This window comes from Marinobacter lutaoensis (assembly GCF_001981305.1).
GTDB lineage: Bacteria > Pseudomonadota > Gammaproteobacteria > Pseudomonadales > Oleiphilaceae > Marinobacter > Marinobacter lutaoensis.
Window position 1 is genome coordinate 235,823 of record NZ_MSCW01000001.1, and the last position, 24,017, is coordinate 259,839.

The following is a 24,017-nucleotide window of genomic DNA, read 5'->3' on the forward strand; positions in this document are numbered from 1 at the left end:
CAGGGTCAGAAGGAGACTTTCGGCGCCTGGCGGGCGTCCGGGGATTCCAGTTGCAGTTGCGCCGTTTCCTTGAAGGCGAACAGGCCGGCGATGAGGTTGTTGGGAAATTTCTCGCGGAAGATGTTGTAGTTCATGACGCCGTCGTTGTAGGCCTGCCGGGCAAAGGCGACCCGGTTCTCGGTGCTGGAAAGCTCTTCCATCAGCTGCTGGATGGTTTCGTTGGCTTTCAGCTCCGGGTAGTTCTCCGCCACCGCGTAAAAGTTGGCCAGGGCCTTGGTCAGCAGGTTTTCGGCGCTGCCGAGGCGCTGGATTCTGGTGCTGTCGCCGGGGTCCCGGGCCGCGTCCTTTTGGGCGCTGACGGCGTTGTTGCGTGCCTCCATCACCTGGGTCAGGGTGCTTTTTTCGTGGCTCAGGTAGGCCTTGGCGGCTTCGACGAGGTTGGGAATGAGATCGTGACGCCGTTGCAGCTGGACATCGATCTGGGCAAAGCCGTTTTTGAACTGGTTCCTTAGGGAAACCAGCTGGTTGTAGATGTAGATCAGGTAAAGCACGACGATGGCGATGACAACCAGGCCAATGACGGTCGTTCCCATGGTGACTCCTCTCGATGTCAGATCAGGTGTTATTTTCCACGATCTTCTGGTGGAAGCTTTGGACGAAAGTCTCAAATTCCCGGGCCGGCAGTGGCTTGCTGAAGTAGTAGCCCTGGGCAAGCTTACAGCCACGCTGTTTCAGGTAGTATTCCTGTTCGGCGGTTTCCACGCCCTCGGCGACGACCGTCAGGTTCAGGCTGCGCCCCAGGTCGATGATGGTGTTGGCGATGCGGGTGTCTTCCTCGTTGACCAGCAGGTCGCGGATGAACTGCTTGTCGATTTTCAGGTGCTGTACCGGCATTTGCTTGAGATAAGTGAGGGACGAGTAACCGGTGCCGAAATCGTCCACGGCGATGCTGATGCCGGCTCGGTGCAGGGCTCGCAGCTTGTCCACCGCATCCGCGAGGTTGGTCATGAAGCTGGTTTCGGTTACCTCCAGCTCCAGCCGGCCCGCAGGAATCTTGTGCCGGGCCAGGGTGCTGAGGATGTCCTCGACGATGGTGCCCTGGCGCAGCTGGACGGCGGAAAGATTGACTGCAATGCGCAGGGCCAAGCCCTCGGAGGCCCAGCGGGCCGCTTGCCAGCAGGCCTGCTCCAGCACCCACTGGCCAATCTCGACAATCGAGCCGTTGGCCTCGGCCACCGGGATGAATTCGTCCGGTGGCACCAGCCCCCGTTCCGGGTGCTGCCATCGGATCAGGGCCTCGGCGCCGATGATGCGTCCGGTTTCCAGGTTGACCTGGGGCTGGTAGACCAGATAGAGCTCGTGGTTTTTCAGCGCCTTGGACAGGTCTTTTTCCAGCAGCTTCCGGTCCCGGATCTCCTTGTCGATGCTGGCGACATAGAACTGGAAGTGGTTCTGGCCTTTCTGTTTGGCCAGCGCCATGGTCTGCTCCGCGTTCTGCAGCAGCCGGTCCGCCTGGTCCGCGTCCGAGGGGTAGAGGGCAATGCCCATGGTGACGCTGGTGGAAACGGTCTGGTCGCCCAGTGTCATTGGTGCTTTGATGGTGCTCAGGATCAGTTCCGCGGTATTGGCCGCTTCATAGCCGTCCCTCAACCCTTTCTCCAGCACCACGAACTGGTCGCTGCCTAGTCGGGCCACTGTGAAGCGGCCGCTGCCCAGCTTGCTGGTCAGCCGGTCGGCGATGGTTTGCAGGATCATGTCGCCGGTGCGGAAACCGCACTGTTCGTTAAGGGATTTGAAGTCGTCGACGCCGAGCACGGTGAGCGCCAGCAGGGCCTCATGACGTGCGGCCTCCTGGATGTTGCCCTGCAACAGGTCCATGAAGGTTTCACGGCTGGGCAGGCCGGTCAGCTGGTCGTAGCGGGACAGGCGACTGACCCGGTCTTCCGCTTCCCGGTGCCGTTTCTGGCTGTCGCCGATGGCCACCAGCAGGTTGTTGGTGGCATTCACCCACAGGCCCAGCTCGTCGTTCTCGTGCCCGGACGGCAGGTTCACCAGGCGGTCGTCCGGATGCGCGGGATCGACCTGCTTGACCGAGTGCACGATGCGCAGCAATGGGCGGGTGAGCAGTAGGTGAAAGACGATGAACAACAACAGCCCAAGGATAACGGCGGTGGCGACCACCGACGCGAAGGTGACCAGCGCCCGGTTCATCCAGGCCTGGGCGAACGGCGCAGTGTCATAATGGACATCAAGAAAACCGTAGATGACTTCCGGCTCGGTGTCACGGGCCAAAGGCTCCCGGAAATGGCGCTCGCTGCCGAAGATCGGGTCGGTGAGGGGGCGAAACAGGGTCTGGCTCAGCGGGCGGCTTCGGTGGGCCAGCAGCTGGCCGTCGGGATGGGCGATCTGGGCCAGCCGCACTGCATCCTTGGCGAACAGGCCGTCAACGACCTGGCGGGCCAGTTCGGAATCGATACTGAAGACCGCCTGGGTCGCGGCGTCACGGATGGTGGCGATGGTTTCCCTGGCCTGGGTTTCCAAGTCCTGGTTTACGCCGCGGACATCCAGGGCAACCTGCACCGCGCTCACCACGATGCCGGTGATCAGTGCGATACCCAGGGTCCAGCGGAGAATGCGGAAGCCCAGCCGGTGTTCGACTTCATAGGGTGCGTGCATTGGGAGCCATCAATAGTCCAAGTCGGCGACGTCGGTTTGTCACGGGACCTCGAAAGAGAAACTCTACCCAGTGTTATAGTGTGGTCCATTTTAGGCAGTACTGCCTTGAGTATCGGCGATTTTTTCAGATATTTCTCCGGCTGGGTGTTTCAATTTGTTCGGTTTTCGTGCCTGGTAGATACAAAAACGCCCGCGCGACTGCGCGGGCGTGGTGTTTTCGCCTGAAATGACGCCGATCAGGCCAGGTTTTCGTTGACGAAATCCCAGTTGACCAGGTTCCAGAACGCCTCCAGGTAGTTCGGGCGGGAGTTCCGGTAATCGATGTAGTAGGCGTGCTCCCACACGTCCACCGTCAGTACCGGCTTGTCCGGGCCGGTCAGCGGGGTTTCGGCGTTGCTGGTGTTGACGATGGCGACGCTGCCATCGGCTTTCTTGACCAGCCAGGTCCAGCCTGAACCGAAGTTATTGGCGGCCTTGTCGCTGAATTCCTTCTTGAACGCCTCGAACGAACCGAAGGCCTTCTCGATGGCTTCCTTGGCCGCGCCGGTGGGCTCGCCGCCACCGTTCGGGCTCAGGCAGTGCCAGTAGAAGGTGTGGTTCCAAACCTGGGCGGCGTTGTTGAACAGGGGACCGCTGGAGCTTTTGATGATCTCTTCCAGAGACTTGTTGGCGTTGTCGGTGCCTTCGATCAGACCGTTCAGCTTGGTGACGTAGGTCTGGTGGTGCTTGCCGTAGTGATACTCAAGGGTTTCCTGTGAGATGTGCGGCTCCAGTGCATTCTTTTCGTAGGGCAGTGGGGGAAGTTCAAATGCCATGAGGTCGTTCTCCCTGTCTCTCTGTGTTTGTGTGAGTGTGTACGACTACGCAATATAAGGGCGATTTGAGTCAGATCAACCCCTTGCGGTCAAAGAACTTTTAAACTCCGGCGACCCCGGCAGGAACTGAGCGCAGTTCCTCACCCGCCAAACCAGTTCCTCATAACTGTCCGCCAGGATATTGACGTGCCCCAGCTTGCGCCCCGGGCGTTCCGCCTTGTTGTACAGGTGGAGATGGGCATAGGGCAGGGCCAGGATCCGGTCCGTGTCACCGTGTTCGCCGATGATGTTTATCATGCAGCTTAGACCACGCGGGTCGACGTTGCCCAGTGGGTGGCCGCTGATGGCCCGGATGTGGTTTTCGAACTGGCTGGTCATCGCCCCTTCAAGGGTCCAGTGGCCTGAGTTGTGGACCCGGGGAGCCATCTCGTTGGCCAGCAGGCCGTGTTCGGTCTCAAACAGCTCCAGGGTCAGCACGCCGACGTAGTCCATGTCGTTCAGCAGGGCACGGATGTAGCGCTCCGCTTCCTGCTGGACCTGCGGCGACAGCCCGGGCGCGGGCGCGATCGAGTAGCGCAGGATGCCTTCGTGGTGAACATTCTCCGCCATCGGGTAGAAGGCGACATCGCCATCCTCGGCCCGGACAGCGATGATGGACACTTCCCGGGTGAAGTGGACGAACTGCTCGACGATGACCCTTGGGTGGCCGATGACCCGCCAAGCCTCGGCGGCATCCTCGGGGGTTCTCAGGACAGCCTGGCCCTTGCCGTCATAGCCTTCGGTGATGGATTTGGCGACCACCGGGCAGCCCAGCTCTCTGGCAACGTCAGCCAGTGCCTCGGCACTGTCCGCGATGCGCCATTGGGGCGTGGGAATACCCAGGCGCCCGAACAGGGTTTTCTCCGCTTCGCGGTTCTGGCACACCTGAAGGGCCCGGGGGGAGGGGTGCATGGGGCGTTGCTGCGCCAGTTTTTCGGCCACTTCGACCGGCAGGTGCTCGAACTCGTAGGTCACCCGGTCAACCCGGGACAGAAAGTCGTCCAGATAGCGACCGTCGCGGTCGATGATCACCTCGCCGAGCCCGGCGCTGGGGCTACCGGACATGTCGTAAAAGACGAAGTTCTTGGCCAGTGGGTAACCGGCGAGGGCCAGCATGCGGCCCAGCTGGCCGGCGCCTAGGACACCAATTCTCATCAGAGTTCTCCTGCCAGTGCTTGGCAAATGATCGTGTGGCGTTGCGGCACGAACCGCCCCGGCCGGGCCCGCCGGTTTACGGGTTTCTGGGGTCCGGGTTGTCCAGCACGGTTTGTGTCTGGGTTTCCCGGAATTGTTCCACGGCCTTACGCACCGTGTCATCGTGGGTGCCGATGATCTGGGCGGCGAGCAGGCCCGCATTGGTAGCGCCGGCTTTGCCGATCGCCAGGGTTCCCACGGCAATGCCTCCGGGCATCTGGACGATGGACAGCAGCGAATCCAGGCCATTCAGGGCCTTGGACTGGACCGGAACACCCAGCACCGGCAGCGACGTCTGGGACGCCACCATGCCCGGCAGGTGGGCGGCCCCGCCCGCGCCGGCGATGATGACTTTCAGCCCCCGGTCGGCGGCGGTCTTGGCGTATTCGAACAGCAGATCCGGTGTGCGGTGCGCGGACACGACCCGGGTTTCATAGGGTACGCCGAGACGGTCCAGCATGTTGGCGGCGTGTTCCAGGGTGGGCCAGTCGGACTTGGAGCCCATAATGAGTCCTACAAGCGGCTGCATAAGCAACGTCCCGAGAAGAATGGAAAGCCGGCCATTTTAAATTTTGGCCCCGGGTCGTGCAACTTGCCGCCCCGCCAGCATGAGCTGCGTGTCATTTTATCCCGGACATCGGCCCATGTATTATCTGCAACGGTATTTTTTGGCCGATTCCGCGGCCCGGACATGTTCAGGAGCAGCCATGGAACCGATCCGCCCAGACGACGATGAATTGCGAGCAACCGCCGGCAAGGCCGGCCCCCGCCCTCCGGCATCGGATGGCCGGAAGAACCGGCGGGCGCCGGCGCAAGATGCTGCCGGTGCCGGTGGTCGTGCCGCGCCAGCGCACCGGAGCGGTGGTGGAGCCCTGTACTGGCTGGTACTGCTGGTGGTGACCGGTGCCGGGCTCGCGGGCTGGTACCTACAACAGCAACGCCTCGATGCCTTGCAGGCCCAGCTGGAGGAGGCGGATTACTGGGCGCGGCAAAGCAAGTTGGCGCTGGCCCGTTTCGAGGGGGAACTGAGTGAGACCGGGGAAAACCTCCAGGAGCGGGGCCAGACCCTGGAAGCCCGGATTGCCGATAATCACAAGCAGCTCGAGGCCGCCAACAGCGAGATCCGCAAGCTGTGGGTGGTGGCCAACGAGCGCAACAAGGCGCGCCTGGATGCCCTGGACAGCGGCTTGGCGGAGGCGCGTGCGTCCCTGGCGGCGGTACGGACCGACCACGAGCAGCGGCTTGGCCAGTTGAAAACGGATCTGGCGGCCCTGAGTGAGCAGGTGTCGGTGACCCTCGCCGACCTGGATGAGGCGTCCCGCCAGACCACGGATCAGTTGGCTTCTCTGAGCCAGCGGATGGCTGAGGTCGATCAGGTGGTGGACAGCCGGCTGCGCCGTTTCGAGCAGGAGCAGAAACTGACCCTGAGCGGTCTGGAAAGCCGCCTGGCGGCGCTGGAGAAACGCGCCGAGACCGCCGCCGGCAGTAAGGACGTGCGGGCACTGCGCGATGCGCTGTCCTCTCTGGACAAGACCGTGCAGGCCATCGATGCCTCCCGGGCCCAGCTGACATCGCGCCTGGTCCGCCTCTCCGACCGGCTGGATCGGCTGGAGGCGCGGGTGGTGCAGTAACCTCAGACCGGTTTGTAACGGTTTGTAGTCATCCCTTGCGGTAGCTCTCATTTCTTTCCGGGGGCGGTTGCTATCATCGGGCGCAGAGAGTGGGATGAAGAGTAACGATAATGAACAAGCCTGCGCCCCCCGTTTCCCCGGGCCGCCCCGGTCGGACACCGCGGCCGGGTTGGCCGCTGGTGCTGCTCCTGCTGCTGTGCGGCTCCGGGTGCACCGTCTACCAGTCCATCGGCAAGAGCACCGGGGCGTACCTGCATCCGGTGTCCGGTCATGATTTCGTGCACATCGACAACGACCGCTGGGATCACCGCAACGCCCTGCTGTATTTCTATCGTCCCCATTCCCAGTGGGCGGCCGATGAGATCGAGGCGCCCAGCGTCTACATTGATGACCGGCATTACTTCAACCTCCGCGACGGCAGCTATACCTGGCTCGAGGTCCGTCCCGGTGAACGCCACATCACCATGCGCCGGCCGCTGTTGGGGCTGGAGGGCGTCAATTCCTTCAGTCTGCGTCTGATCGCCGACGCGGCCTTCACGGTCGAGGCGGGGCGCGTCTACTACCTCCGGTACAGTGAGCTGTCGGTGCCCGATGAGCGTTATCCGGACCTGGACCCGGATCACCCACTGGTCCGGGGAGACCTGCAGCTGGTGACCCGCCGCTACGCCATGCAGCCGGAGGAAATTGTCGCCACCCGGTTCCTGAACAGCGACCTGCTGGCACCCAATCATGCCGGAACCTCCATCGTTGAGGTAAACGAAGACACCGACTACGCGCGGCGACTGGCCTATCTCGAGAAAGAGCGGGAGCTGGAAATCGAGCGGCTGAAAACCGCTGGGAAATACCGGGATGCGCCCTGGTACTGGCCGTTCGGTGGCGGTCCGACGGTACCGCTGGCGGCGGACCGGGACATCCGGCAGCTGCAGGAGGCGTATGCCCGTCTGCAGGAAGAGCGGGAACGCCGGGCCGATGCCGAGGGCGGCTGGTGGATTTTCTAGGACAGTGGCCCGGCTGCCGAAGGCGTTGGCTTGAGGGTCATTGTCGGTCCGGGCAAGGCGAACTAGACTGGACATCAACACCGTTTGAGCAGAGCAGGGAGAGGCTGAGCATGGGGCTGAATCGGGGGATTCTGGATACTCTGGGGCGTCGGCTGAGGCAGCGTGTGCGGGACGTTCGCGACCGACTGGATGCGATCAACCATGCCCTGGCCAGCCGTTCGGTGCCGGAGGATCGGCGTCCGCAGGTCAGTGAGCTGGCGCTGCGCCGCAAGGCGGAACGGGCCGGGCAGGGGCTGTCCGGAGGCCACGACGAGGCCGGGCGAAAACGCTCGGCGTGAGTAAAAAATGTACGACTTTTAAGGGGTTGCGGTTTTTTTGGGATTTTTTTCGGAAAAGGTTTGACACCGTCGGGGAAATGCTTAAAATGCGCGTCTCAATTGCTGGAGACGGCAATTCGGAAAGCTTTCGAAGCACGAGCGGGTGGTTAGCTCAGCTGGGAGAGCATCGCCCTTACAAGGCGAGGGTCGCAGGTTCGATCCCTGCACCACCCACCATCTTCGAGAGTTTTCAGCATCGCCGGACCACCCCGTCCGGTTTCAGGTTCGGCCGTTGATGCGGAGCGGTAGTTCAGCTGGTTAGAATACCGGCCTGTCACGCCGGGGGTCGCGGGTTCGAGTCCCGTCCGCTCCGCCATTTTCCCGGGTGGTTAGCTCAGCTGGGAGAGCATCGCCCTTACAAGGCGAGGGTCGCAGGTTCGATCCCTGCACCACCCACCAGAATTCCCCGAAAAAGGCAGGTCATCGACCTGCCTTTTTTCGTTTTCCGCTAGCGCCCGATCAGTGACTGGCCGCAGACCCGGACGACATTGCCGTTGATGCCGCTGGACGCGGGGTGGCAATACCAGGCAATGGCTTCGGCCACGTCCACCGGCTGTCCGCCCTGGGACAGGCTGTTCATGCGCCGGCCGGCCTCGCGCAGAGTGACCGGCATGGCGGCGGTCATTTGGGTCTCGATGAACCCGGGAGCGATCGCGTTGATGGTGATGCCCCGTTTCAGATGCCGGGCCATGCCCCGGACATAACCAATCACCCCGGCCTTGGCCGTCGCATAGTTGGTCTGCCCGAAGTTGCCGGCAATGCCGCTGATCGAGGAAATGCAGACGATGCGGCCGTTGTCCCGCAGCAGGTCGCGGCCGAGCAGTTCCTCGTCGATCCGTTCCTCCGCCACGAGGTTGACCGCGAGGGTCATGTCCCAGAAATGCTCAGGCATGTTGGCCAGGGTTTTGTCGCGGGTGATGCCGGCGTTGTGGATCACGAAGTCCAGTCCGCCGAAGTGCTGTTCCGCGAACTCGGCAATGAGCTTCGGAGCCTGGGCGTCGGTGATGTCGCAGGTGAGCGAGTGGCCGTCGAGGTCACCGGTCACCCGCTCCAGATCGTCCCTGGCGGCGGGGATGTCGAGGCCGATCACGGTGGCTCCATCCCGGGCCAGGGTACGGGCGATGGCTTCCCCGATCCCCCGGGAAGCGCCGGTGACCAGCGCCACCTTGCCGCTCAGGGGGGCCACCGGATTGGTGGCGGGGGTGTCGGCGCCCTTGCCAATCACCACCACCTGACCGTCGACATAGGCGGCGCGGGGGGACAGCAAAAAGCGCATGCTGGAGTCCAGCCAGGCGTCGGCACCCGGTGCCATGCGGATCAGGTTGGCGGTGGCGCCCTTCCTACCGATTTCCTTGCCAACGCTGCGGGTGAAACCTTCCAGGGCGTGTTGCGCCGCCGCCTGGGGTGCCTTGCGGCACTGCCCCGGGTCCAGCCCTACCAGCAGGACCCGGCCGTTCCGTTCGAGCGTCCGGAGCGTGGGGTGAAACAGGTCGTACAGGGCCCGCAGTTGTTCCGGCGTGCGGATGCCGGTGCCGTCGAACACCAAGGCGTTGAAGGTTGTCGTGAGTTCCGTGTTGGCCAGGTCGAGAGGCCGGCAGGCATTGCCAGCGCCGGCGGAGTCCGCCAGACTGTCGCGGCCGGTGGCATGGAACAGCCGGGCGGGGCTGGCGCCGAGAATACGGCCCAGGCTGGCGATGGCCCGGCCGCCCGGTGCCGCGCCGAGCAACACCTGGCCCTCGATGAACGGCTGGTCGGTGCGCTTCAGTCGTTGCAGGGGGACCGGGGCAGGCAGCCCCAGGGTCTGGGCAGCGGTCTTGCCAATGGGCGTATTGACGAATCTCAGGTAGAGGTCTGACATCGGGATCGTCCTCGTGCAGGATGTTGGCAACGGATGGACCTTCAGGGTAAGGCATCCGGCCGCTTTTGGATTGACTCAACGGGGGCACGGAAATGTCAGGTTTGCCAATGAGCGGTGGCCTGCGCGCGTTAGACTGGCCCCCATGCCAGTCAAGATCAGGGGGACATCATGGCACAGGCCAACCGAACCGCTAAACCCCGCCCGGCACCGGGCGTACGTCGCGTCGCCGTACTGGGCGGTAATCGCATCCCGTTTGCCCGTTCCAACACCGCCTATAGCCGGATCAGCAATCAGGAACTGCTGACCACCGCGCTGCGCGGGCTGGTGGACCGTTTCGGGCTGGAAGGGCAGCGCCTGGGCGAGGTGGTCGCCGGTGCCGTGATCAAGCACTCGCGGGATTTCAACCTGACCCGGGAGTCGGTGCTCAGCTCCGGACTGGCGCCGGAAACCCCCGCCTATGACATCCAGCAGGCCTGCGGCACCGGCCTCGAGGCGGCGATTCTGGTGGCCAACAAGATTGCCCTTGGTCAGATTGACTGCGGCATCGCTGGCGGCACCGATACCACCTCCGATGCACCCATCGGCGTGAGTGAGGGACTGCGCCAGATCCTGCTGGACCTGAACCGCGCCCGCACCACCGGCGAGCGCCTGCGTATCCTGTCGAGGTTCCGGCCGGGACACCTGCTGCCGGAGATACCCGAGAACGGCGAGCCACGCACCGGTATGTCCATGGGGGAGCACTGCCAGGTGACGGCCCGGGATTGGGAGATCCGCCGCGAGGACCAGGACCGGCTGGCCTGGGAGAGCCACCAGAAGCTGGCCCAGGCCTACGACGAGGGGTTCTTTCAGGATCTGGTGACACCGTTTGCCGGCCTGGAGCGGGACAATGTCCTGCGCCCGGATAGCACCCTGGAGAAAATGGCGTCCCTGAAGCCGGTGTTCGACCGGGACCATGGGACCCTGACCGCCGCCAACAGCACGGCCCTGACCGACGGTGCCTCCTGTGTCCTGCTGGCCAGTGAGGCGTGGGCGCAGGCGCATGGCTTGGAAGTCCAGGCCTGGCTGACCTTCTCGGAAGTGGCGGCGGTCGATTTCGTGGACAGGAAAGAGGGGTTGCTGATGGCTCCGGTCTATGCTGTGCCCCGGATGCTGGCCCGGGCGGGGCTGACCTTGCAGGACTTCGACTTTTATGAAATCCACGAGGCGTTCGCTGCCCAGGTGCTGGCGACCCTTAAGGCCTGGGAGGATCCCGGATTCTGCCGCGACCGGCTGGGGCTGGATGCACCGCTGGGCACCATCGATCGCACCCGGCTCAACGTCAAGGGCAGCAGCCTGGCCACTGGCCATCCGTTTGCGGCTACGGGGGGGCGTATCGTCGCGACCCTGGCGAAACTGCTGCAGCAGAAGGGGCGGGGGCGCGGGCTGATTTCCATCTGCGCCGCCGGTGGTCAGGGCGTGACGGCGATCCTTGAGCGCTGAGCCGTTCCCCGACGTTACGGGATTCCCGAAATTTCCTTTGACATTGACCACTTGGGTTCGTATTATGCCCGCCACGTTGTCCGGGGCCGCCCCGGGTGACCGCCAGTTTTGATGCGGGGTGGAGCAGTCTGGTAGCTCGTCGGGCTCATAACCCGAAGGTCGTTGGTTCGAATCCAGCCCCCGCTACCATTTTTCTTAAAAAGGCAAATCCGGAATCGGATTTGCCTTTTTTGTTTCCGGCGTCCGCCGAACCGTTTTGATTGGCATCAACTTTTGGTTATATAGATATTCCAAAAGTGGTTGATTCACGGCATCTGTACTAAGCTTGGAATATCCGATGACCGGCCGGGCCTGCGCCCCGACCCGGTACCGAAGCCTTACGGGAGATTGCCATGAAACACCTGCTGCTGTCGTTGTCCCTGCTGCTGGGGCTGTCCTTTCAGGTTCACGCCGAAGAGGCGCTGTCGATCACACCGGAAGAGACCTGGGCCCTGGTTCAGGCGCAGGGCGACCGGCTGCTGTTCGTGGATGTCCGGGACCCGGTGGAGATCATGTTCATCGGTTTCACCGATGCCGTGGATGTCAACATCCCCTTCAAGCTGGTGGATCGCACCCGGTTCGATGAAAACAAGGCCAAGTTCGCCATGGTGACCAATCCGGACTTCGCGGCCGAGGTCGAGGCCGCCCTGGCGGCCAAGGGACTGGACCGGAATGCGCTGGTCATTACCATGTGCCGGTCTGGCTCGTCCCGGGGCAAACCCAGCGCCGATTACCTGCTCGAGCGGGGCTTTACCAATGTGAAGTACATCGACCACGGTTTTCAGGGCAGCACCGCCAAGGACGGCAAGATGAAAGGGCTGCGGGTGGTCAATGGCTGGCAGAACGCCGGCTTGCCCTGGTCCATGGACATCAATCCGGACAAGATCTATCGCCCCTAGCGGCGGTGGTACCGGCCAACGGGATCCAGGCGGAGGGCGCGGGTGATGACGACGGGGCCGGTACGGGGTGAACGCGGGGGCTTGGGGCGAGTGGCGGGCGTGATCCTGTTGCTGTCTGCCTTGGTCTCCGTCGCCCAGGGGGCGGACCGGCCGCCGCCCACCGCCGATCACCGCAAGTTTGAGGCGCTCAAGGGGCCGTTCCGCGACGCCACCGAGGTGACCCGGGCTTGCCTGGGCTGCCATACCGAAGCCGCCGAGCAGATCCGCAAGACCACCCACTGGACCTGGACCTATGCCCACCCGGAAACCGGTCAGGTGCTGGGCAAGCGCCACGTCATCAACAGTTTCTGTGGCATGGCGATCAGTAACGAGGCGCGCTGTACCTCCTGTCACGTCGGCTACGGCTGGACCGACATGAAACAGCCCCCGCCATCGTCGGATTCCGCCGTCGACTGTCTGGTGTGTCACGACACCACCGGCGACTACTGGAAATTTCCTACCCTGGCGGGCTTCCCCACCGACGTTCCGCGGGAGTGGCCGTCCGGCTCCGGCAAGATCGTCGAGCCCCCGGATCTGGCCCGGATCGCCGGCCACGTGGGGGCCAGCGGTCGCGCCAACTGCGGCGCCTGCCATTTCTACGGTGGCGGCGGCGATGGCGTCAAGCACGGCGATCTCGACTCCTCCCTGGTTAACCCGCCCCGGACGCTGGATGTCCATATGTCTCCGGAAGGGCTGGATTTTCAATGCTCCGATTGCCACACCACCTGGGGGCACCGGGTGGCCGGTAGCCGCTACCAGGTCAATGCCAAGGACACGCTCGGGATCGACGTGCCCGGGCATACCGACTTCAGCCGCGCCAGCTGCGAGTCCTGCCACGGCAGCACGCCCCACGACCGGCAAAAGCTTGACGATCATGTCGACACCCTGGCCTGTCAGACCTGCCATGTACCGGCGTTCGCCCGAGGTGGCGTGGCCACCAAAATGTGGTGGGACTGGTCGACTGCGGGTCGGCTCGATGCCGATGGCAACCCCATCACCGAATACGACGCCCACGGGCACGTCCGCTATCTCAGCACCAAGGGGGATTTCCGGTATGAGGAACAGGTGGTGCCGGAGTACGCCTGGTTCGATGGCACCGTGGAGTACACCTTGGTGGACCAGCCGCTGGACCTGAGCCAGGTGCCCATCGACATCAACCGGGTGGATGGTGGCCCAGAGGACCCGGGCTCGCGCATCTGGCCGTTCAAGGTCATGAGGGGCAAGCAGCCCTACGACACCGAATTCAAGACCCTGCTGGTGACCCATGTGTTCGGAGCCGACGATTCGGCGCTGTGGAGCAACTTTGACTGGCCGCGAGCCCTGGCGGCAGGCAGCGCCATGTCCGGGGTGCCTTTCAGCGGCCACTTCGGGTTTGTGGAAACCCGCATGTACTGGCCCATCGCGCACATGGTGGCGCCCAAGGAGCAGGCGCTGGACTGCCAGTCCTGCCACGGTGCCCAGAGCCGTCTGGCGGGTTTGGGCGGCATTTACATGCCGGGGTTCCACCACAGTGCTTGGCTGGATCGCCTGGGTTGGCTGGTGGTGCTCCTGACATTGCTGGGCGTCGGGGCCCACGGCGTGGCGCGCCTGCTGCTGAAAGGGAGGAAACGGCCATGACTCGGGTCATGATCTACCGGCGCTTCGAGCGCTTCTGGCACTGGTCCCAGGCGTTGCTGATCTTCGTACTGCTGGCCACCGGTTTCGAGATTCATGGCAGCTACCATAGCCTGGGGTTCGCCCAGGCCGTGCGCGTGCATACTCTGGCCGCCTGGGCCCTGATCGTGTTGTGGCTGTTCGCCATGTTCTGGCATGTCACCACCGGGGAGTGGCGGCAGTACATTCCCACCCGGAAGGGGCTGTTCGCGGTGCTGCACTACTATTTGGTGGGAACCTTCACCGGCGCCGAGCATCCGTACCGGAAAACCAGCAAGGCCAAGCACAATCCGTTGCAGCGCCTTGCCTATCTGTTCTTCAAGCTGGTTGTTTCGCCGGTGATCTGGGCCAGCGGCCTGCTTTACCTGTTCTACAACGACTGGCCGGCCACCTTGTCGGGATTGCTGGCACTGGAGTGGGTGGCCCTGGTGCACACGGCGGCCGCGTTCGCGATGCTGGTGTTCATCATCGCCCACGTCTACATGGCGACCATGGGGCGCACCCTCACCAGTCTCATCCGGCCGATGATCACCGGCTACGAGGAACTGGACGAGCCACCCCGCTGATCAGTCCTCGACGCAGATCGTCCGCCGGCGCACGCCCTGAACGGTCTTGGCCACCAGCACCAGGATCAGTGCCGTCAGCAGGATCAGCAACAGCACCGACAAGCCCCGGAAAAATGGCAGCTGCAGCCGCTCGTACATGAGCAGGGTCGCGATGGTGATCGCGGCCGACGGGAAGGAGTAGGCCCACCAGGACAGGTAGAACTCCAGCTTCAGGAACCGCCGGGCCTGGGTGACCAACATCAGGGTCAGGAAAATGGCCACGTAGTACAGAATCCGGGCGAAGGCGTTGAGATCGCCGGTCAGCTGAAGCCAGGAGACAAACCCGACAGCGGGCGGCGCGATCAGAATGAACAGCGTCGGCAGCAGTTTGCCGGGCAGCGGCTGATGGAAAAACATCCGGTAGAAGATGATGGTCAGCAGCACCAGCCAGAACACCAGCCCGATACTGAAAAAGAACCAGGAAATTTCCGACGAGGCATGGTGGACCCCGGCGATGGGCACCAGGATGTTGCCAACAATGGGAATGAACCAGGCCGGGTTGATGTGGCTGATTTCAAAGTGGGTCTGATGCAGCCAGGCGGACAGGACATACAGGGTGAAGCCCAGGTGCAGTACGGTGCCCACGCTCCAGAGCACCATCGACAGGGGCGGGTGGTACGGCAGCAGCGCGATGCTCAGCAGAATCAGACTGATGGACAGCGTGGGAAAGAAGTTGAGCTTCACCGGGTGGGCGAATTCCGCTTCGACCGCCTGTGGGTACCTCACCACCTTGGCGGCGTAGCCCGCCAGCAGCGCCAGAAACAGGCCCAAGGTCAGCGCCAGCAGAAGACTGCTGACGGCCAGGGGCAGGGCGAACAGGGTTTCCGCCTTGTGCCAAGCGATGGTGAAGCCGGTCATGCCCATGATCACGGCAAACCAGGAAATGGGGAAATGTTGCAGTCTGGGCGTGGTGTGTTCTGTCATGGCTCGACCTTGCGTGACTTGCGCCGGTGGGGGCGTCCTGCCGGCCCCACCGGAGTGAACGGGAAGACGGGCGTCAGAAGGTAAACGTCGGGATGTCGGGGTTGAGCATCTGCCCCGCGATCTCCGGGGGCATGGCGACGCTCACGCCTTCGATCAGGTCCGCCGGGGTGTGCTCGCTGTTCGGCAGGTACAGGGCGCAGACTCTGGCGGAGCCGCCCTTGTCGAGCAACGCGCGCAGCAGCTGGCCGGGGGTGACATTGCGCGGTTTCATCGGTTCGGCCTGGTCGTCCTTCAGGGCCAGGTCGCCGGCCCGGTCGCAGAGCAGGACGTGGACTTTCGCGCCCTGCTGCGCCATGGCATTGGCCAGCACCATGGCCATGCCCTGGGTCTGCTGGGAGGCACTGGACAGGATCACCAGCGCCTCGTCGACGGCGTTGTCGCGGGCCTGGGCAGTGAACGGACCCAGCGTGAGCAGGGCCAGAAGAGCAACGATCAGGGGTCGGGCAGTCTGGAGCATGGCGAGATTCCTTGTCGGTGATGGACTCGTTGTCCACTCACTGTAGGAACCTCGGCCCGGGGCGTCAGTGACAATGTCACCGTCCTGGGGCTAGCCACCCTCCGGTGCCTGGAATCCCGCCAGACCGGCCTGTTCCAGCAATTCGGAAAAACGCAGGGTGGTCAGGTCCATGCCGGGCGCGCCGATGACCTGGACGTTGTAGGGCAGCCCCTGCCGCGTCCGGCCTATTGGTACCGAGGTGGCGGGCAGTCCCAGCAGGGTGGCCAGGGCAATCCAGCAGAACTGGTCCATGTAGGCCCGGGGCCGGCCGGCCACGGTGATCCGGCGCCGGAACACCGGCTGGCTATGGTCATGGGCGATGGCGGCGGTGGGCGTGACCGGGGTCAGCAGCACGTCCACGGACTGGAACAGGGTTTCGATCTGCGCCCGCATCGTTTCCCGGCGTTCGCTCCAGAGGGCCCATTGATACACCGGCTGGTTCACGCCCCGGCCGTACTCGGCGATGTGGGCGGTGGTTGGACCAAACAGGTGCAGCCAGGGCTCAAGGCGGGCGATCCATTTCATCTGCCGGCGTTGGGACGGTTTCAGGGAGGTACTGAGCAGGCTGCCGAGCAGGTTGAAGTAGGGGGGCAGGATCTGGTCCAGGGCCAGCAGCGGGTGCCGGGCCGGCGCCACCTGGGCCCCGGTCGTCTCGAGCGCCTGGGCCAGGGTTTGATAGCCGGACACCAGCTCATCGTCCACCGGGCACAGCGGGTCCTCCAGCCAGAGGCCGACCCGGGTCTGATCGAGCCGGTCGATCGTGGCCGGTGCCATCGCCAGTCGCCAGCTCCGGCTCTCCACTGGCCGCGGCCCGGCGATGACCTCCAGCAGCAGCCGGAGATCCCGGGCGTTGCGGGCCATGGGGCCACCTTCTACCAGGTCGGGGCGGGACTCGGTCCCCGGCGGCCCCGGGATATGCCCCCGGAAGGAAACCAGGGCCCGGCTGGGCTTGTGGCCGAACACGCCGCAGAAATGGGCCGGGGTGCGGATGGATCCGGCCAGGTCGCTGCCCACCTCCAGCGGCGTGAAGCCGGCTGCCAGAGCCGCCGCCGCGCCGCCGGACGAGCCCCCGGGCGTCCGGTCCGGATCGTGGGGGTTGAGGGTGACGCCGAACAGCGCGTTGTAGCTCTGCAGGTCGGTGGCATACAGCGGCACGTTGGTCTTGCCCAGGATGAGGGCGCCGGCATCCACCAGTCGCTGCACCACGTCGGCGTGCCGTTCCGGCCGATGATCCCGCAGAGCCGGCGCACCGGCGGTGCAGGGCAGGCCGGCCACCTCCCAGGTATCCTTCAAGGTCAGCGGCAAGCCGTGCAGCGGCCCCAGTGGCGCGCCGTCCGCCCGTTGCCGGTCCGCCTGCCGGGCCCGTGCCAGGGCGCCGGCCTCGTCGAGGGTGACCACCGCGTTCAGGCGGGGGTTGTGTTCGCGGATGCGGGCCAGCAGCGCCCGGGTCAGCTGCTCGCTGCTCAGCTGGCCGTCGGCCATGCGCCGCAGCAGTTCATGGGCCGGCAGGTAGTGCAGTGCGTCCATGTCGGTTTCCCGGTTGTGGGTGTGCCGTCTTCTTATACGTCAGGGCAACTCCGCACGCCAGTGCTTGACCCGGACTTGGCCCTTTATGGCATCAATGATCTCCAGAATCAGCTCGATCAGCGCCTGGTTCTGAGCCTCGCCTTCAGGCCGGCCATCCCGTTCCGGCAGGAACACATGGACGATATCCTCGATGAAGCCGTGGTTGGCGTTGGAGGCCAGGTCCTCCAGAACTTGGTGAATAACCTGAGCGACGATGTCGCCGACCGCGTTTTCCAGGGCTTCTTGGATGCTCGGGCCGACCACCGGCAGGTAGTTCAGGCGGGCCAGTTCGCTGTTTTGCTTCATGGCCTGGTCCACCCGGCTCTCCAGATAGCGCCGCAGGGCGCCACGGTGGGGTACATAGCCTTCCCGGGCCGCTTGCGCCACCCGTTCTGAGATCCAGTCCGCGAGCATGTCGCGCCGGGGTGACAGGATCTCGTGGCGGATCCGGTCGAACAGCGGCGAACCGCGACGTACCTCGTCCTGGATGCCCGTCAGTACCTTCAGTACGATCCGGTCGGACAGCTCCTCCATGAAGGCTTCGTAATAGAAGTTCAGGAACCGGTACAGGCGGGTGTTGGTAATGTCGATAATCTGATACTGATGCAGCCGGTAAACAATGGAAATGACCCGTAGGATCCGCAGGAAACGTAGACTGCCGACCGGAATGCAGCCGATCAGGTCATACCAGTGAATGAACGGGTAAAAGTACCAGCGGTCATAGACCTTGGCCCGGATGGCATAGCCCCAACGCACGAAGAACTCGGTCAGGAAGACCGCGACAAACAGCAGGTCGTAGAAAATGAAGCGTTCGTGAATGGGGTGATAGGCGGCCTGGAGGGCCGGCAGGTGTGCCTCCAGCAGACGTTGTACGGCGATGAAGCCGTACATGGAATCCCAGACAATGAACGACAAGTTCAGGATCAGCAGGCCGAGCATCAGGAAGTCGATGACGAACCAGATGAGCTGGTGACTGGACTTCAGTTTCTCGCGATTGATGTGCAACATGCCGTGACGGTTCAATCCGTGGTGTGTTGGTAAGTTGCTGACAGGTTAGCCTATTTGCGCGCCGGGAACGACCCGTCCCCGGGGCGGGCGCGCTTGACCGGCCGGCGCTATACTCGCAACCTTGGAAGGAACGCATGCCCGAGTGTTCGGAAACAAGAAGGGATAACCGGAGACTGTCTATCAAGCCCGTACCGAAGCCCCTGCGCCTGTTGTCGTGGATGCTGCTTGTCCTGTCGCTTCCGCTGTCCGCCCTGGCCGGCCAGGTACGGGTACAGCTGGCCGGCGACCATCCTCGGCTTGCGGACAATGTCCGGGCGTTCATCGGCGAGGTGGAGGGGCGCAGCGCCGCGAATCTGCGCCGCTACGCCGCCACCGCCGTGGACCAGGCGAGTCGCGCACTGCGGGCCCTCGGCTACTACCGGCCCCGAATCGACTGGCGGGTGGAGGGCGGCGATGCCGACGACCTGGCGACCCTGATTCTGGACATTGACCCGGGAACGCCGGTTCGGGTCACGGTGCGCCAGGTTCGGTTCGAGGGGCCCGGCGCGGACGACCCGGAGCTGGTGGCCAACCTGCCGGCAAGCCCGGCCGTCGGCGAAATCCTGGATCACGGCGCTTACGACAACCTGCGCGACACCATACAGACCCGGGCCCGGAAGCTTGGCTACTTCGATGGCCGGTTTGTGAACCGGGCCCTGACGGTGGATCCGAACCAGGGAAGCGCGGACCTTACTCTGGTGTTCGCCACCGGCGAACGCTACCGCCTGGGCGCAGTCACCTTCGCCGAGGGGCATGGCTTTGAGGCGTCGCTGTTGCGCAATTTCGTCCGTTTCCAACCCGGCACGCCCTACCATGCCGACGAGATCGCCCGCCTTAATCAGGACCTCTCGGCCAGCGGCTACTTCTCCGATGTCGACATCGACGCGCCGCCGTCGAAGGCGGACCATGGGGTGATCCCGGTGACGGTCCACCTGAGCCGCCGTGACCGTCGCTCGGTGTCGGCCGGCGTCGGTTTCTCCACCGATGTGGGGCCGAGGTTCCGGGGCACCTGGCGCGAGCACTGGATCAACCCGATGGGCCACAAGCGAGGGGCGGAGACCGAGATTTCCCAACCCCGGCAGAACCTCAGTACCTGGTACGAGCTGCCCCTGGACCCACCGATGACCGACCTGATCCGGCTGACCGCGGGGTACCAGCGGGAGGACATCGAGAATGTCGAATCGGAACGGCTGATCCTCGGTCAGCAGTGGCAGCATGAACTCGACAACGGCTGGCTTCAGGTTCTGTCCCTGCGTTGGGAAGGCGAGCGCTTCAACATCGGTAACGATGAGGAAACCGGATCCACCAGCCTGCTGCTGCCGGGCGTGGGGTATTCCAAATTGCACCAGGATTCGTCGCTGGATCCGTCCCAGGGGTATCGGCTGCAGCTGGATGTGACCGGTTCGCACCGGGCCGTGCTGTCCGATGTCGATATCCTGCACATCAGTGCCCTGGCCAAGGGACTGTACACCCTGGCCGGCCGACACCGGTTCCTGGCCCGGTTTCAGTTCGGCGCCGTCGCCACCAACCGTTTCGAAAACGTGCCGCCGTCACTGCGTTTCTTCGCCGGGGGCGACCAGAGTGTTCGGGGCTATGGCTATGAAACCCTGTCGCCGGAAAATGACAACGGTGTACCCGTGGGGGGCGCTACCTGCTGGTGGGCAGCGGCGAGTACCAGTACCAGTTCGCCGATCGCTGGCGGCTGGCGGCGTTCGTCGACCACGGCAACGCCATCAACGACCTGTACGATCCACTGGCCACCGGCGCCGGCCTGGGCCTGCGCTGGATCAGCCCGGTGGGGCCGCTGCGGCTGGATATCGCCAAGGGGCTGGATCCGGAGTTCGGCGGGACCTGGCGACTTCACTTTTCCATGGGGCCTGAGCTGTGACTGGGGCACCTGCGCCGTCACCGGCGCCGAAGAAGGGGCGCGGGCAACGACATCCGTTGCGGTGGGTGCGGGTGGCGCTGGCGGTGCTGTTGCTGGTTCCGCTGCTGACCCTGGGGGCGATCCTGCTGGTGCTGCGCTCGGATACCGGTACCGCCTGGTTGCTGGATCGGGTGCCCGGACTGGACATCACCGCCGGGCAGGGCAGCCTGCTGGCCGAATGGCGGGCCGAGGCGCTGCACTGGCGGGGGTACGGCATCACCCTCGAGCTGCGGGAGCCCGAGCTGGCCTGGTCACCTTCGTGCCTGCTGCACAAGCAACTGTGCTTTGACCGGCTCCGGGCGAACCACATCGACCTGGCCACCGCGCCGGCGTCCGAAGCGGCGCCGGCCAGCCCCGTGCGGTTGCCGGCCATCGACATCCCCCTGGCGCTGCGGATTGCCGACGTCCGTCTGGGCCCGTTTGACCTCAATGGGGACCGTGTCTGGGACCGCTTCGAACTGGATGGCGGCGGTTCGGGGGCCAGCTGGCGCCTTGACCGGGTCCACGTCCGCGCCGGCGAGATCGCGGTGACTGCCAGCGGCCGGGTGGAAACCCGCAACGACTGGCCGCTGGACCTGCAGGTAGCCGCGACCCTACCGCCGCCGTCGGGGGATGCCTGGCGTTGGCACCTGGATCTCACCGGCAGCCTGGACGCCCTGCGCCTGAACGGACACAGTGAAGGCTACCTGGACGCCGAGGTGAACGGCCAGGTTGCGCCGCTGGCGCCGGAGATCCCGGCGCGGTTGCGTCTGACCTCGCGGCACTTCCTGGCCGTCGATACGCTGCCCCCGACCCTGGCCCTGAACGACCTGGCACTGGAGGCCCGGGGCAGCGTCGCCCGTGGTTTCCGGGTCACCGGCCAGGCAGCCTTGCCGGGTACCCGGGGGCCGGTGGCCCTGGCTCTGTCCGGGCGGGTTGACAGCCGGGAAGCGCGGGACCTGACACTGGAGCTGAGCAGCGGGGACGCCGGGCGGGCCACGGTCGCCGGCCGTCTGGCTTGGTCGGAGGCGCTGACCGCGCAGCTGCAGCTGACACTCGACCGCTTCCCCTGGTTTGTACTGGTACCCGACATGGCCGAACCGGCGGTGGACCTTCAGCATCTGACGGCGCAACTGGACTGGCGGGACAACCGTTACCAGGGGCAGCTCCAGGCCCGGACCCGGGGGCCCCTGGGTGAGGCTTCCGTCAGCGCGACGGTGGCCGGAGACACGGCCTCTGTCCGTGTCTCCGAACTGACCCTGGCCAGCGAAGCCGGGGCTCTGTCCGGCGAGGGGCAGGCCCGGTTCGACGGGCCGGTGAGCTGGCAGGCGGCCTTGACCCTGAACGGCTTCAATCCCGGTTACTGGTGGCCGGCCCTGAGTGCCCGGCTGGACGGACAGGTGCACACCGAGGGTGCGCTGGCGCAGGATGGGCCGCCCCGGATCCGGGCCGACTGGAACCTCGGCGGGCAATGGCGGGAGCAGGCTACCGAGGCGGTGGGAACACTGACCGCCGAAGCCGGACAGTGGCGGGTTTCCGGCCTGAACCTCAGGGTTGGGGACAACCGGGTGCAGGGTGAAGGCTCCCTGGGGCAGCAGCTGGCGGGCGTGCTGAAGCTCTCCCTGGCGCAACCGGGCCAGCTGCTGCCCGGGCTGGCAGGCACCCTGGACGCGCGCTTGACCCTGGCGGGGCGGCCCGAGGACCCGGAAGCCAGCCTGTCCGCCCATGGGCACGGACTGGCCTGGCGGGACCTGGCGGCGATCGAAACCCTGGATCTGTCCGCCGGACTGGCGTCCGGCCAGGTACTGGACGCCCGGCTGCGGGCGAACACCCTGACCCTGGGCGACTGGAGCCTGGCATCGCTGAGTGCGGCGGCCCAAGGCCAGCGAGACGATCACCAGCTGCGGCTGGATCTGGAGCACGCTGACGGCAGCTTGGGGCTGCTGTTTGCCGGCGCCTTCCAGCCCGACTGGCAGGGATGGCGCGGGCAGTTGAAACTGGGCGACATCGACCTGCCCGAGCCGGGTCAGCACTGGGCATTGCAGGCGCCGGCGGAGCTGGTCTGGCAACGCGGCCAGCCGGTCCGTTTTGGTGACCACTGCTGGGCTTGGCAGCAAAGTACCGTGTGCGCTGGGGACCAGGTACTGTGGCCCAATCCGGACATCGACTACCGGATCGAGCGCTTTCCGGCGCAGGCCCTGGCACCGCTGCTGCCGGACACCCTGCGCTGGCGATCCGAAATCAACGGCCGGGTCCAGGTCAGCTTGAACGACGACGGCCCCCGGGGCCAGGTGTCACTGGACGCGGGGTCGGGGGTGTTTCAGGTCCTGGCCGACGGCGACTGGCAGGCGCTGGACTATCAGACCCTTACCCTGGATCTGAGCCTGCGGCCGGACCTGGCGAGCGTGAACGTCGAGGTGGCCGGTCGTGGCCTGGGGCAGCTGTCGCTCCAGGCCGACGTGGATCCCGACAGCCCGGACCACCGGATGAACGGGGCATTCCGGTTGCAGGGGCTGGATCTGGCTCTGGCCGGAGTGTTTACCGGCCTGACCGAGGTGGCGGGCGAAATCCAGGGGCAGGGGCGACTGTCCGGACCGCTGCTGAAACCCGAAGTAACCGGTGAGCTGTCGTTGCAGGGCGGACGTGTCATGGACCCGACACTGCCGGTACCGATGGAAGATATCCAGTTGCGGCTGGCGCTTTCCGGGTACCGCGCCGATCTGGAAGGGCGGCTCCGAAGCAACGCCCGCAGCGAGGCTCGGGTTCGGGGCTCACTGGACTGGTCCGGTGTTCCGGAAGGCCGGATTGCCATTCAGGGCAGCCGGCTTCCGTTCAGTCTGGAACCCTACGCACAACTGGAAATCGCGCCGGACCTGGTGCTGGCGTTCGTCGGTAATGATCTGAACGTCACCGGCGAAGTGGCGGTGCCCCGGGGCCGGATCGAAATCGACTCGCTGCCGGAGCAGGCGGTCCAGGTATCCGAGGACGAAGTGATCGTCGGTGTGGAGCGGGAGGCGCCCACGGTCCGGTCGCTGGCCATGGACGTGACCGTGAAAGTGGGCGAGGACCAAGTCAGCTTTGCCGCGTTCGGCATCGCCGGTGATCTGGAGGGTACCCTGCGCATCGGTGACGACATGGATACCCGGGGCACGTTGCGACTGGTCAATGGCAGTTACGAGGCCTACGGCCAGGAACTGGAGCTGCGTACCGCGCGCCTGCTGTTCGTGGGCAACCTGACCCAGCCGTATCTGGAAGTCGAGGCGGTTCGCCAGGTGGATACGGTGACCGCGGGGTTGCGGGTAACCGGTCCGGTCCGGTCGCCGTCCACGGAAGTGTTTTCCGACCCGGACATGCCGCAGTCCGATGCGCTGTCCTACCTGATTCTCGGCCGGGCGCCCCAGAGCCGGGGGGACGAAGGTCAGATCAGCCGCGCAGCCCTGTCGCTGGGGCTGACCCAGGCAAGCAAGGTCACCGGGGCCCTCGGCGAGGAGTTCGGCATACGCCAGTTGACCCTGGAGGCGGAGGGCTCCGGTGAACAGACCTCGGTGGTCGCCAGCGGCTACCTGACCGAGGACCTGAGTGTCCGCTATGGGGTCGGCATCTTCGAGCCGATCACCACCGTGGCGCTGCGCTACGACCTGGGCAAGTACTTTTATCTTGAGGCCGCCAGCGGCCTGGCCGCGTCCCTGGACCTGTTCTACACCCGGGATTTTTGA

Annotated in this window: 18 protein-coding genes, 4 tRNA genes and 1 pseudogene; 13 read left to right on the plus strand and 10 right to left on the minus strand. The window is 64.8% G+C overall.

Annotation, left to right across the window (positions count from 1 at the left end):
- Positions 1 to 5 precede the first annotated feature (5 nt).
- The 5 genes from BTO32_RS01060 to purE form a co-directional block, all read right to left on the minus strand.
- Positions 6 to 593, minus strand: a complete 588-nt coding sequence (locus BTO32_RS01060; protein WP_076722594.1) for a LemA family protein — start codon at positions 591 to 593, stop codon at positions 6 to 8.
- 22 nt (positions 594 to 615) lie between these two features.
- Entirely contained in the window at positions 616 to 2,676 is a 2,061-nt protein-coding gene (locus tag BTO32_RS01065; protein ID WP_076722595.1) for a putative bifunctional diguanylate cyclase/phosphodiesterase, read from the minus strand.
- Positions 2,677 to 2,912: 236 nt separating this feature from the next.
- Positions 2,913 to 3,491: a superoxide dismutase [Fe] gene (sodB, locus tag BTO32_RS01070; RefSeq protein WP_076722596.1), complete on the minus strand. Its 579-nt coding sequence runs from the start codon at positions 3,489 to 3,491 to the stop codon at positions 2,913 to 2,915.
- A gap of 75 nt (positions 3,492 to 3,566) precedes the next feature.
- A complete protein-coding gene (locus BTO32_RS01075; RefSeq protein WP_076722597.1) occupies positions 3,567 to 4,685 on the minus strand; it encodes a 5-(carboxyamino)imidazole ribonucleotide synthase in 1,119 nt (372 codons plus the stop codon).
- A 76-nt stretch (positions 4,686 to 4,761) separates the two neighbouring features.
- Complete coding sequence (gene purE, locus BTO32_RS01080; protein ID WP_076722598.1) at positions 4,762 to 5,253, minus strand: 5-(carboxyamino)imidazole ribonucleotide mutase; 492 nt, start codon at positions 5,251 to 5,253, stop codon at positions 4,762 to 4,764.
- 178 nt (positions 5,254 to 5,431) lie between these two features.
- Here purE and BTO32_RS01085 point away from each other — a divergent pair, with 178 nt between their 5' ends.
- The 6 genes from BTO32_RS01085 to BTO32_RS01110 all read left to right on the plus strand — a co-directional run bounded on the left by BTO32_RS01085 (position 5,432) and on the right by BTO32_RS01110 (position 8,129).
- Entirely contained in the window at positions 5,432 to 6,355 is a 924-nt protein-coding gene (locus BTO32_RS01085; protein ID WP_076722599.1) for a hypothetical protein, read from the plus strand.
- 110 nt (positions 6,356 to 6,465) lie between these two features.
- Positions 6,466 to 7,353: a DUF2846 domain-containing protein gene (locus BTO32_RS01090; protein ID WP_084206735.1), complete on the plus strand. Its 888-nt coding sequence runs from the start codon at positions 6,466 to 6,468 to the stop codon at positions 7,351 to 7,353.
- Positions 7,354 to 7,463: 110 nt separating this feature from the next.
- On the plus strand, positions 7,464 to 7,691 hold the full coding sequence (locus BTO32_RS01095; protein ID WP_076722600.1) for a hypothetical protein: 228 nt from the start codon (positions 7,464 to 7,466) through the stop codon (positions 7,689 to 7,691).
- 140 nt (positions 7,692 to 7,831) lie between these two features.
- Positions 7,832 to 7,907, plus strand: a tRNA-Val gene (locus BTO32_RS01100).
- A 62-nt stretch (positions 7,908 to 7,969) separates the two neighbouring features.
- Positions 7,970 to 8,046: transfer RNA gene (locus tag BTO32_RS01105), tRNA-Asp, on the plus strand.
- A gap of 7 nt (positions 8,047 to 8,053) precedes the next feature.
- Positions 8,054 to 8,129, plus strand: a tRNA-Val gene (locus tag BTO32_RS01110).
- Between the two features lie 49 nt (positions 8,130 to 8,178).
- On the opposite strand, the gene BTO32_RS01115 is transcribed toward BTO32_RS01110, so the two are convergent.
- The gene (locus BTO32_RS01115) at positions 8,179 to 9,588 is read right to left on the minus strand and encodes a 3-oxoacyl-ACP reductase (RefSeq protein ID WP_076722601.1); all 1,410 of its coding nucleotides are present in this window, start codon (positions 9,586 to 9,588) and stop codon (positions 8,179 to 8,181) included.
- Between the two features lie 168 nt (positions 9,589 to 9,756).
- Here BTO32_RS01115 and BTO32_RS01120 point away from each other — a divergent pair, with 168 nt between their 5' ends.
- The 5 genes from BTO32_RS01120 (at position 9,757) to BTO32_RS01140 (ending at position 14,263) form a co-directional block, all read left to right on the plus strand.
- The gene (locus BTO32_RS01120; protein ID WP_076722602.1) at positions 9,757 to 11,067 is read left to right on the plus strand and encodes an acetyl-CoA C-acetyltransferase; all 1,311 of its coding nucleotides are present in this window, start codon (positions 9,757 to 9,759) and stop codon (positions 11,065 to 11,067) included.
- Positions 11,068 to 11,179: 112 nt separating this feature from the next.
- A tRNA-Met gene (locus BTO32_RS01125) sits at positions 11,180 to 11,256 on the plus strand.
- A gap of 203 nt (positions 11,257 to 11,459) precedes the next feature.
- Positions 11,460 to 12,005, plus strand: a complete 546-nt coding sequence (locus tag BTO32_RS01130) for a rhodanese-like domain-containing protein (protein WP_076722603.1) — start codon at positions 11,460 to 11,462, stop codon at positions 12,003 to 12,005.
- A 45-nt stretch (positions 12,006 to 12,050) separates the two neighbouring features.
- On the plus strand, positions 12,051 to 13,661 hold the full coding sequence (locus BTO32_RS01135) for a tetrathionate reductase family octaheme c-type cytochrome (RefSeq protein WP_076722604.1): 1,611 nt from the start codon (positions 12,051 to 12,053) through the stop codon (positions 13,659 to 13,661).
- Positions 13,658 to 14,263: a cytochrome b/b6 domain-containing protein gene (locus BTO32_RS01140; protein WP_076722605.1), complete on the plus strand. Its 606-nt coding sequence runs from the start codon at positions 13,658 to 13,660 to the stop codon at positions 14,261 to 14,263. Before BTO32_RS01135 ends, BTO32_RS01140 begins: the two co-directional genes overlap by 4 nt.
- On the opposite strand, the gene BTO32_RS01145 is transcribed toward BTO32_RS01140, so the two are convergent.
- From BTO32_RS01145 to BTO32_RS01160, 4 genes are all read right to left on the minus strand, one after another.
- Entirely contained in the window at positions 14,264 to 15,226 is a 963-nt protein-coding gene (locus tag BTO32_RS01145) for an SLAC1 anion channel family protein (protein WP_076722606.1), read from the minus strand.
- Between the two features lie 73 nt (positions 15,227 to 15,299).
- Positions 15,300 to 15,743: a DsrE family protein gene (locus tag BTO32_RS01150; RefSeq protein WP_076722607.1), complete on the minus strand. Its 444-nt coding sequence runs from the start codon at positions 15,741 to 15,743 to the stop codon at positions 15,300 to 15,302.
- A gap of 90 nt (positions 15,744 to 15,833) precedes the next feature.
- On the minus strand, positions 15,834 to 17,309 hold the full coding sequence (locus BTO32_RS01155; RefSeq protein WP_076722608.1) for an amidase: 1,476 nt from the start codon (positions 17,307 to 17,309) through the stop codon (positions 15,834 to 15,836).
- A gap of 39 nt (positions 17,310 to 17,348) precedes the next feature.
- Positions 17,349 to 18,356, minus strand: coding sequence for a hypothetical protein (locus BTO32_RS01160; protein ID WP_076722609.1), 1,008 nt, complete (start codon positions 18,354 to 18,356; stop codon positions 17,349 to 17,351).
- 218 nt (positions 18,357 to 18,574) lie between these two features.
- Here BTO32_RS01160 and BTO32_RS01165 point away from each other — a divergent pair.
- Both BTO32_RS01165 and BTO32_RS01170 read left to right on the plus strand, forming a co-directional pair.
- Positions 18,575 to 20,283: pseudogene (locus BTO32_RS01165) on the plus strand (autotransporter assembly complex protein TamA).
- Positions 20,284 to 20,348: 65 nt separating this feature from the next.
- Complete coding sequence (locus BTO32_RS01170) at positions 20,349 to 24,017, plus strand: translocation/assembly module TamB domain-containing protein (RefSeq protein WP_245820249.1); 3,669 nt, start codon at positions 20,349 to 20,351, stop codon at positions 24,015 to 24,017.

What these genes read in the sequence shown, in the direction of transcription:
- BTO32_RS01090 (WP_084206735.1), top strand. Translation starts at nt 6,466, where the DNA reads ATGAACAAGCCTGCGCCCCCCGTTTCCCCGGGCCGCCCCGGTCGGACA.
- BTO32_RS01145 (WP_076722606.1), bottom strand. Translation starts at nt 15,226, where the DNA reads ATGACAGAACACACCACGCCCAGACTGCAACATTTCCCCATTTCCTGG.
- purE (WP_076722598.1), bottom strand. Translation starts at nt 5,253, where the DNA reads ATGCAGCCGCTTGTAGGACTCATTATGGGCTCCAAGTCCGACTGGCCC.
- BTO32_RS01085 (WP_076722599.1), top strand. Translation starts at nt 5,432, where the DNA reads ATGGAACCGATCCGCCCAGACGACGATGAATTGCGAGCAACCGCCGGC.
- BTO32_RS01140 (WP_076722605.1), top strand. Translation starts at nt 13,658, where the DNA reads ATGACTCGGGTCATGATCTACCGGCGCTTCGAGCGCTTCTGGCACTGG.
- BTO32_RS01155 (WP_076722608.1), bottom strand. Translation starts at nt 17,309, where the DNA reads ATGGACGCACTGCACTACCTGCCGGCCCATGAACTGCTGCGGCGCATG.
- BTO32_RS01135 (WP_076722604.1), top strand. Translation starts at nt 12,051, where the DNA reads ATGACGACGGGGCCGGTACGGGGTGAACGCGGGGGCTTGGGGCGAGTG.
- BTO32_RS01060 (WP_076722594.1), bottom strand. Translation starts at nt 593, where the DNA reads ATGGGAACGACCGTCATTGGCCTGGTTGTCATCGCCATCGTCGTGCTT.
- BTO32_RS01130 (WP_076722603.1), top strand. Translation starts at nt 11,460, where the DNA reads ATGAAACACCTGCTGCTGTCGTTGTCCCTGCTGCTGGGGCTGTCCTTT.
- sodB (WP_076722596.1), bottom strand. Translation starts at nt 3,491, where the DNA reads ATGGCATTTGAACTTCCCCCACTGCCCTACGAAAAGAATGCACTGGAG.
- BTO32_RS01075 (WP_076722597.1), bottom strand. Translation starts at nt 4,685, where the DNA reads ATGAGAATTGGTGTCCTAGGCGCCGGCCAGCTGGGCCGCATGCTGGCC.
- BTO32_RS01160 (WP_076722609.1), bottom strand. Translation starts at nt 18,356, where the DNA reads ATGTTGCACATCAATCGCGAGAAACTGAAGTCCAGTCACCAGCTCATC.
- BTO32_RS01065 (WP_076722595.1), bottom strand. Translation starts at nt 2,676, where the DNA reads ATGCACGCACCCTATGAAGTCGAACACCGGCTGGGCTTCCGCATTCTC.
- BTO32_RS01095 (WP_076722600.1), top strand. Translation starts at nt 7,464, where the DNA reads ATGGGGCTGAATCGGGGGATTCTGGATACTCTGGGGCGTCGGCTGAGG.
- BTO32_RS01120 (WP_076722602.1), top strand. Translation starts at nt 9,757, where the DNA reads ATGGCACAGGCCAACCGAACCGCTAAACCCCGCCCGGCACCGGGCGTA.
- BTO32_RS01150 (WP_076722607.1), bottom strand. Translation starts at nt 15,743, where the DNA reads ATGCTCCAGACTGCCCGACCCCTGATCGTTGCTCTTCTGGCCCTGCTC.
- BTO32_RS01115 (WP_076722601.1), bottom strand. Translation starts at nt 9,588, where the DNA reads ATGTCAGACCTCTACCTGAGATTCGTCAATACGCCCATTGGCAAGACC.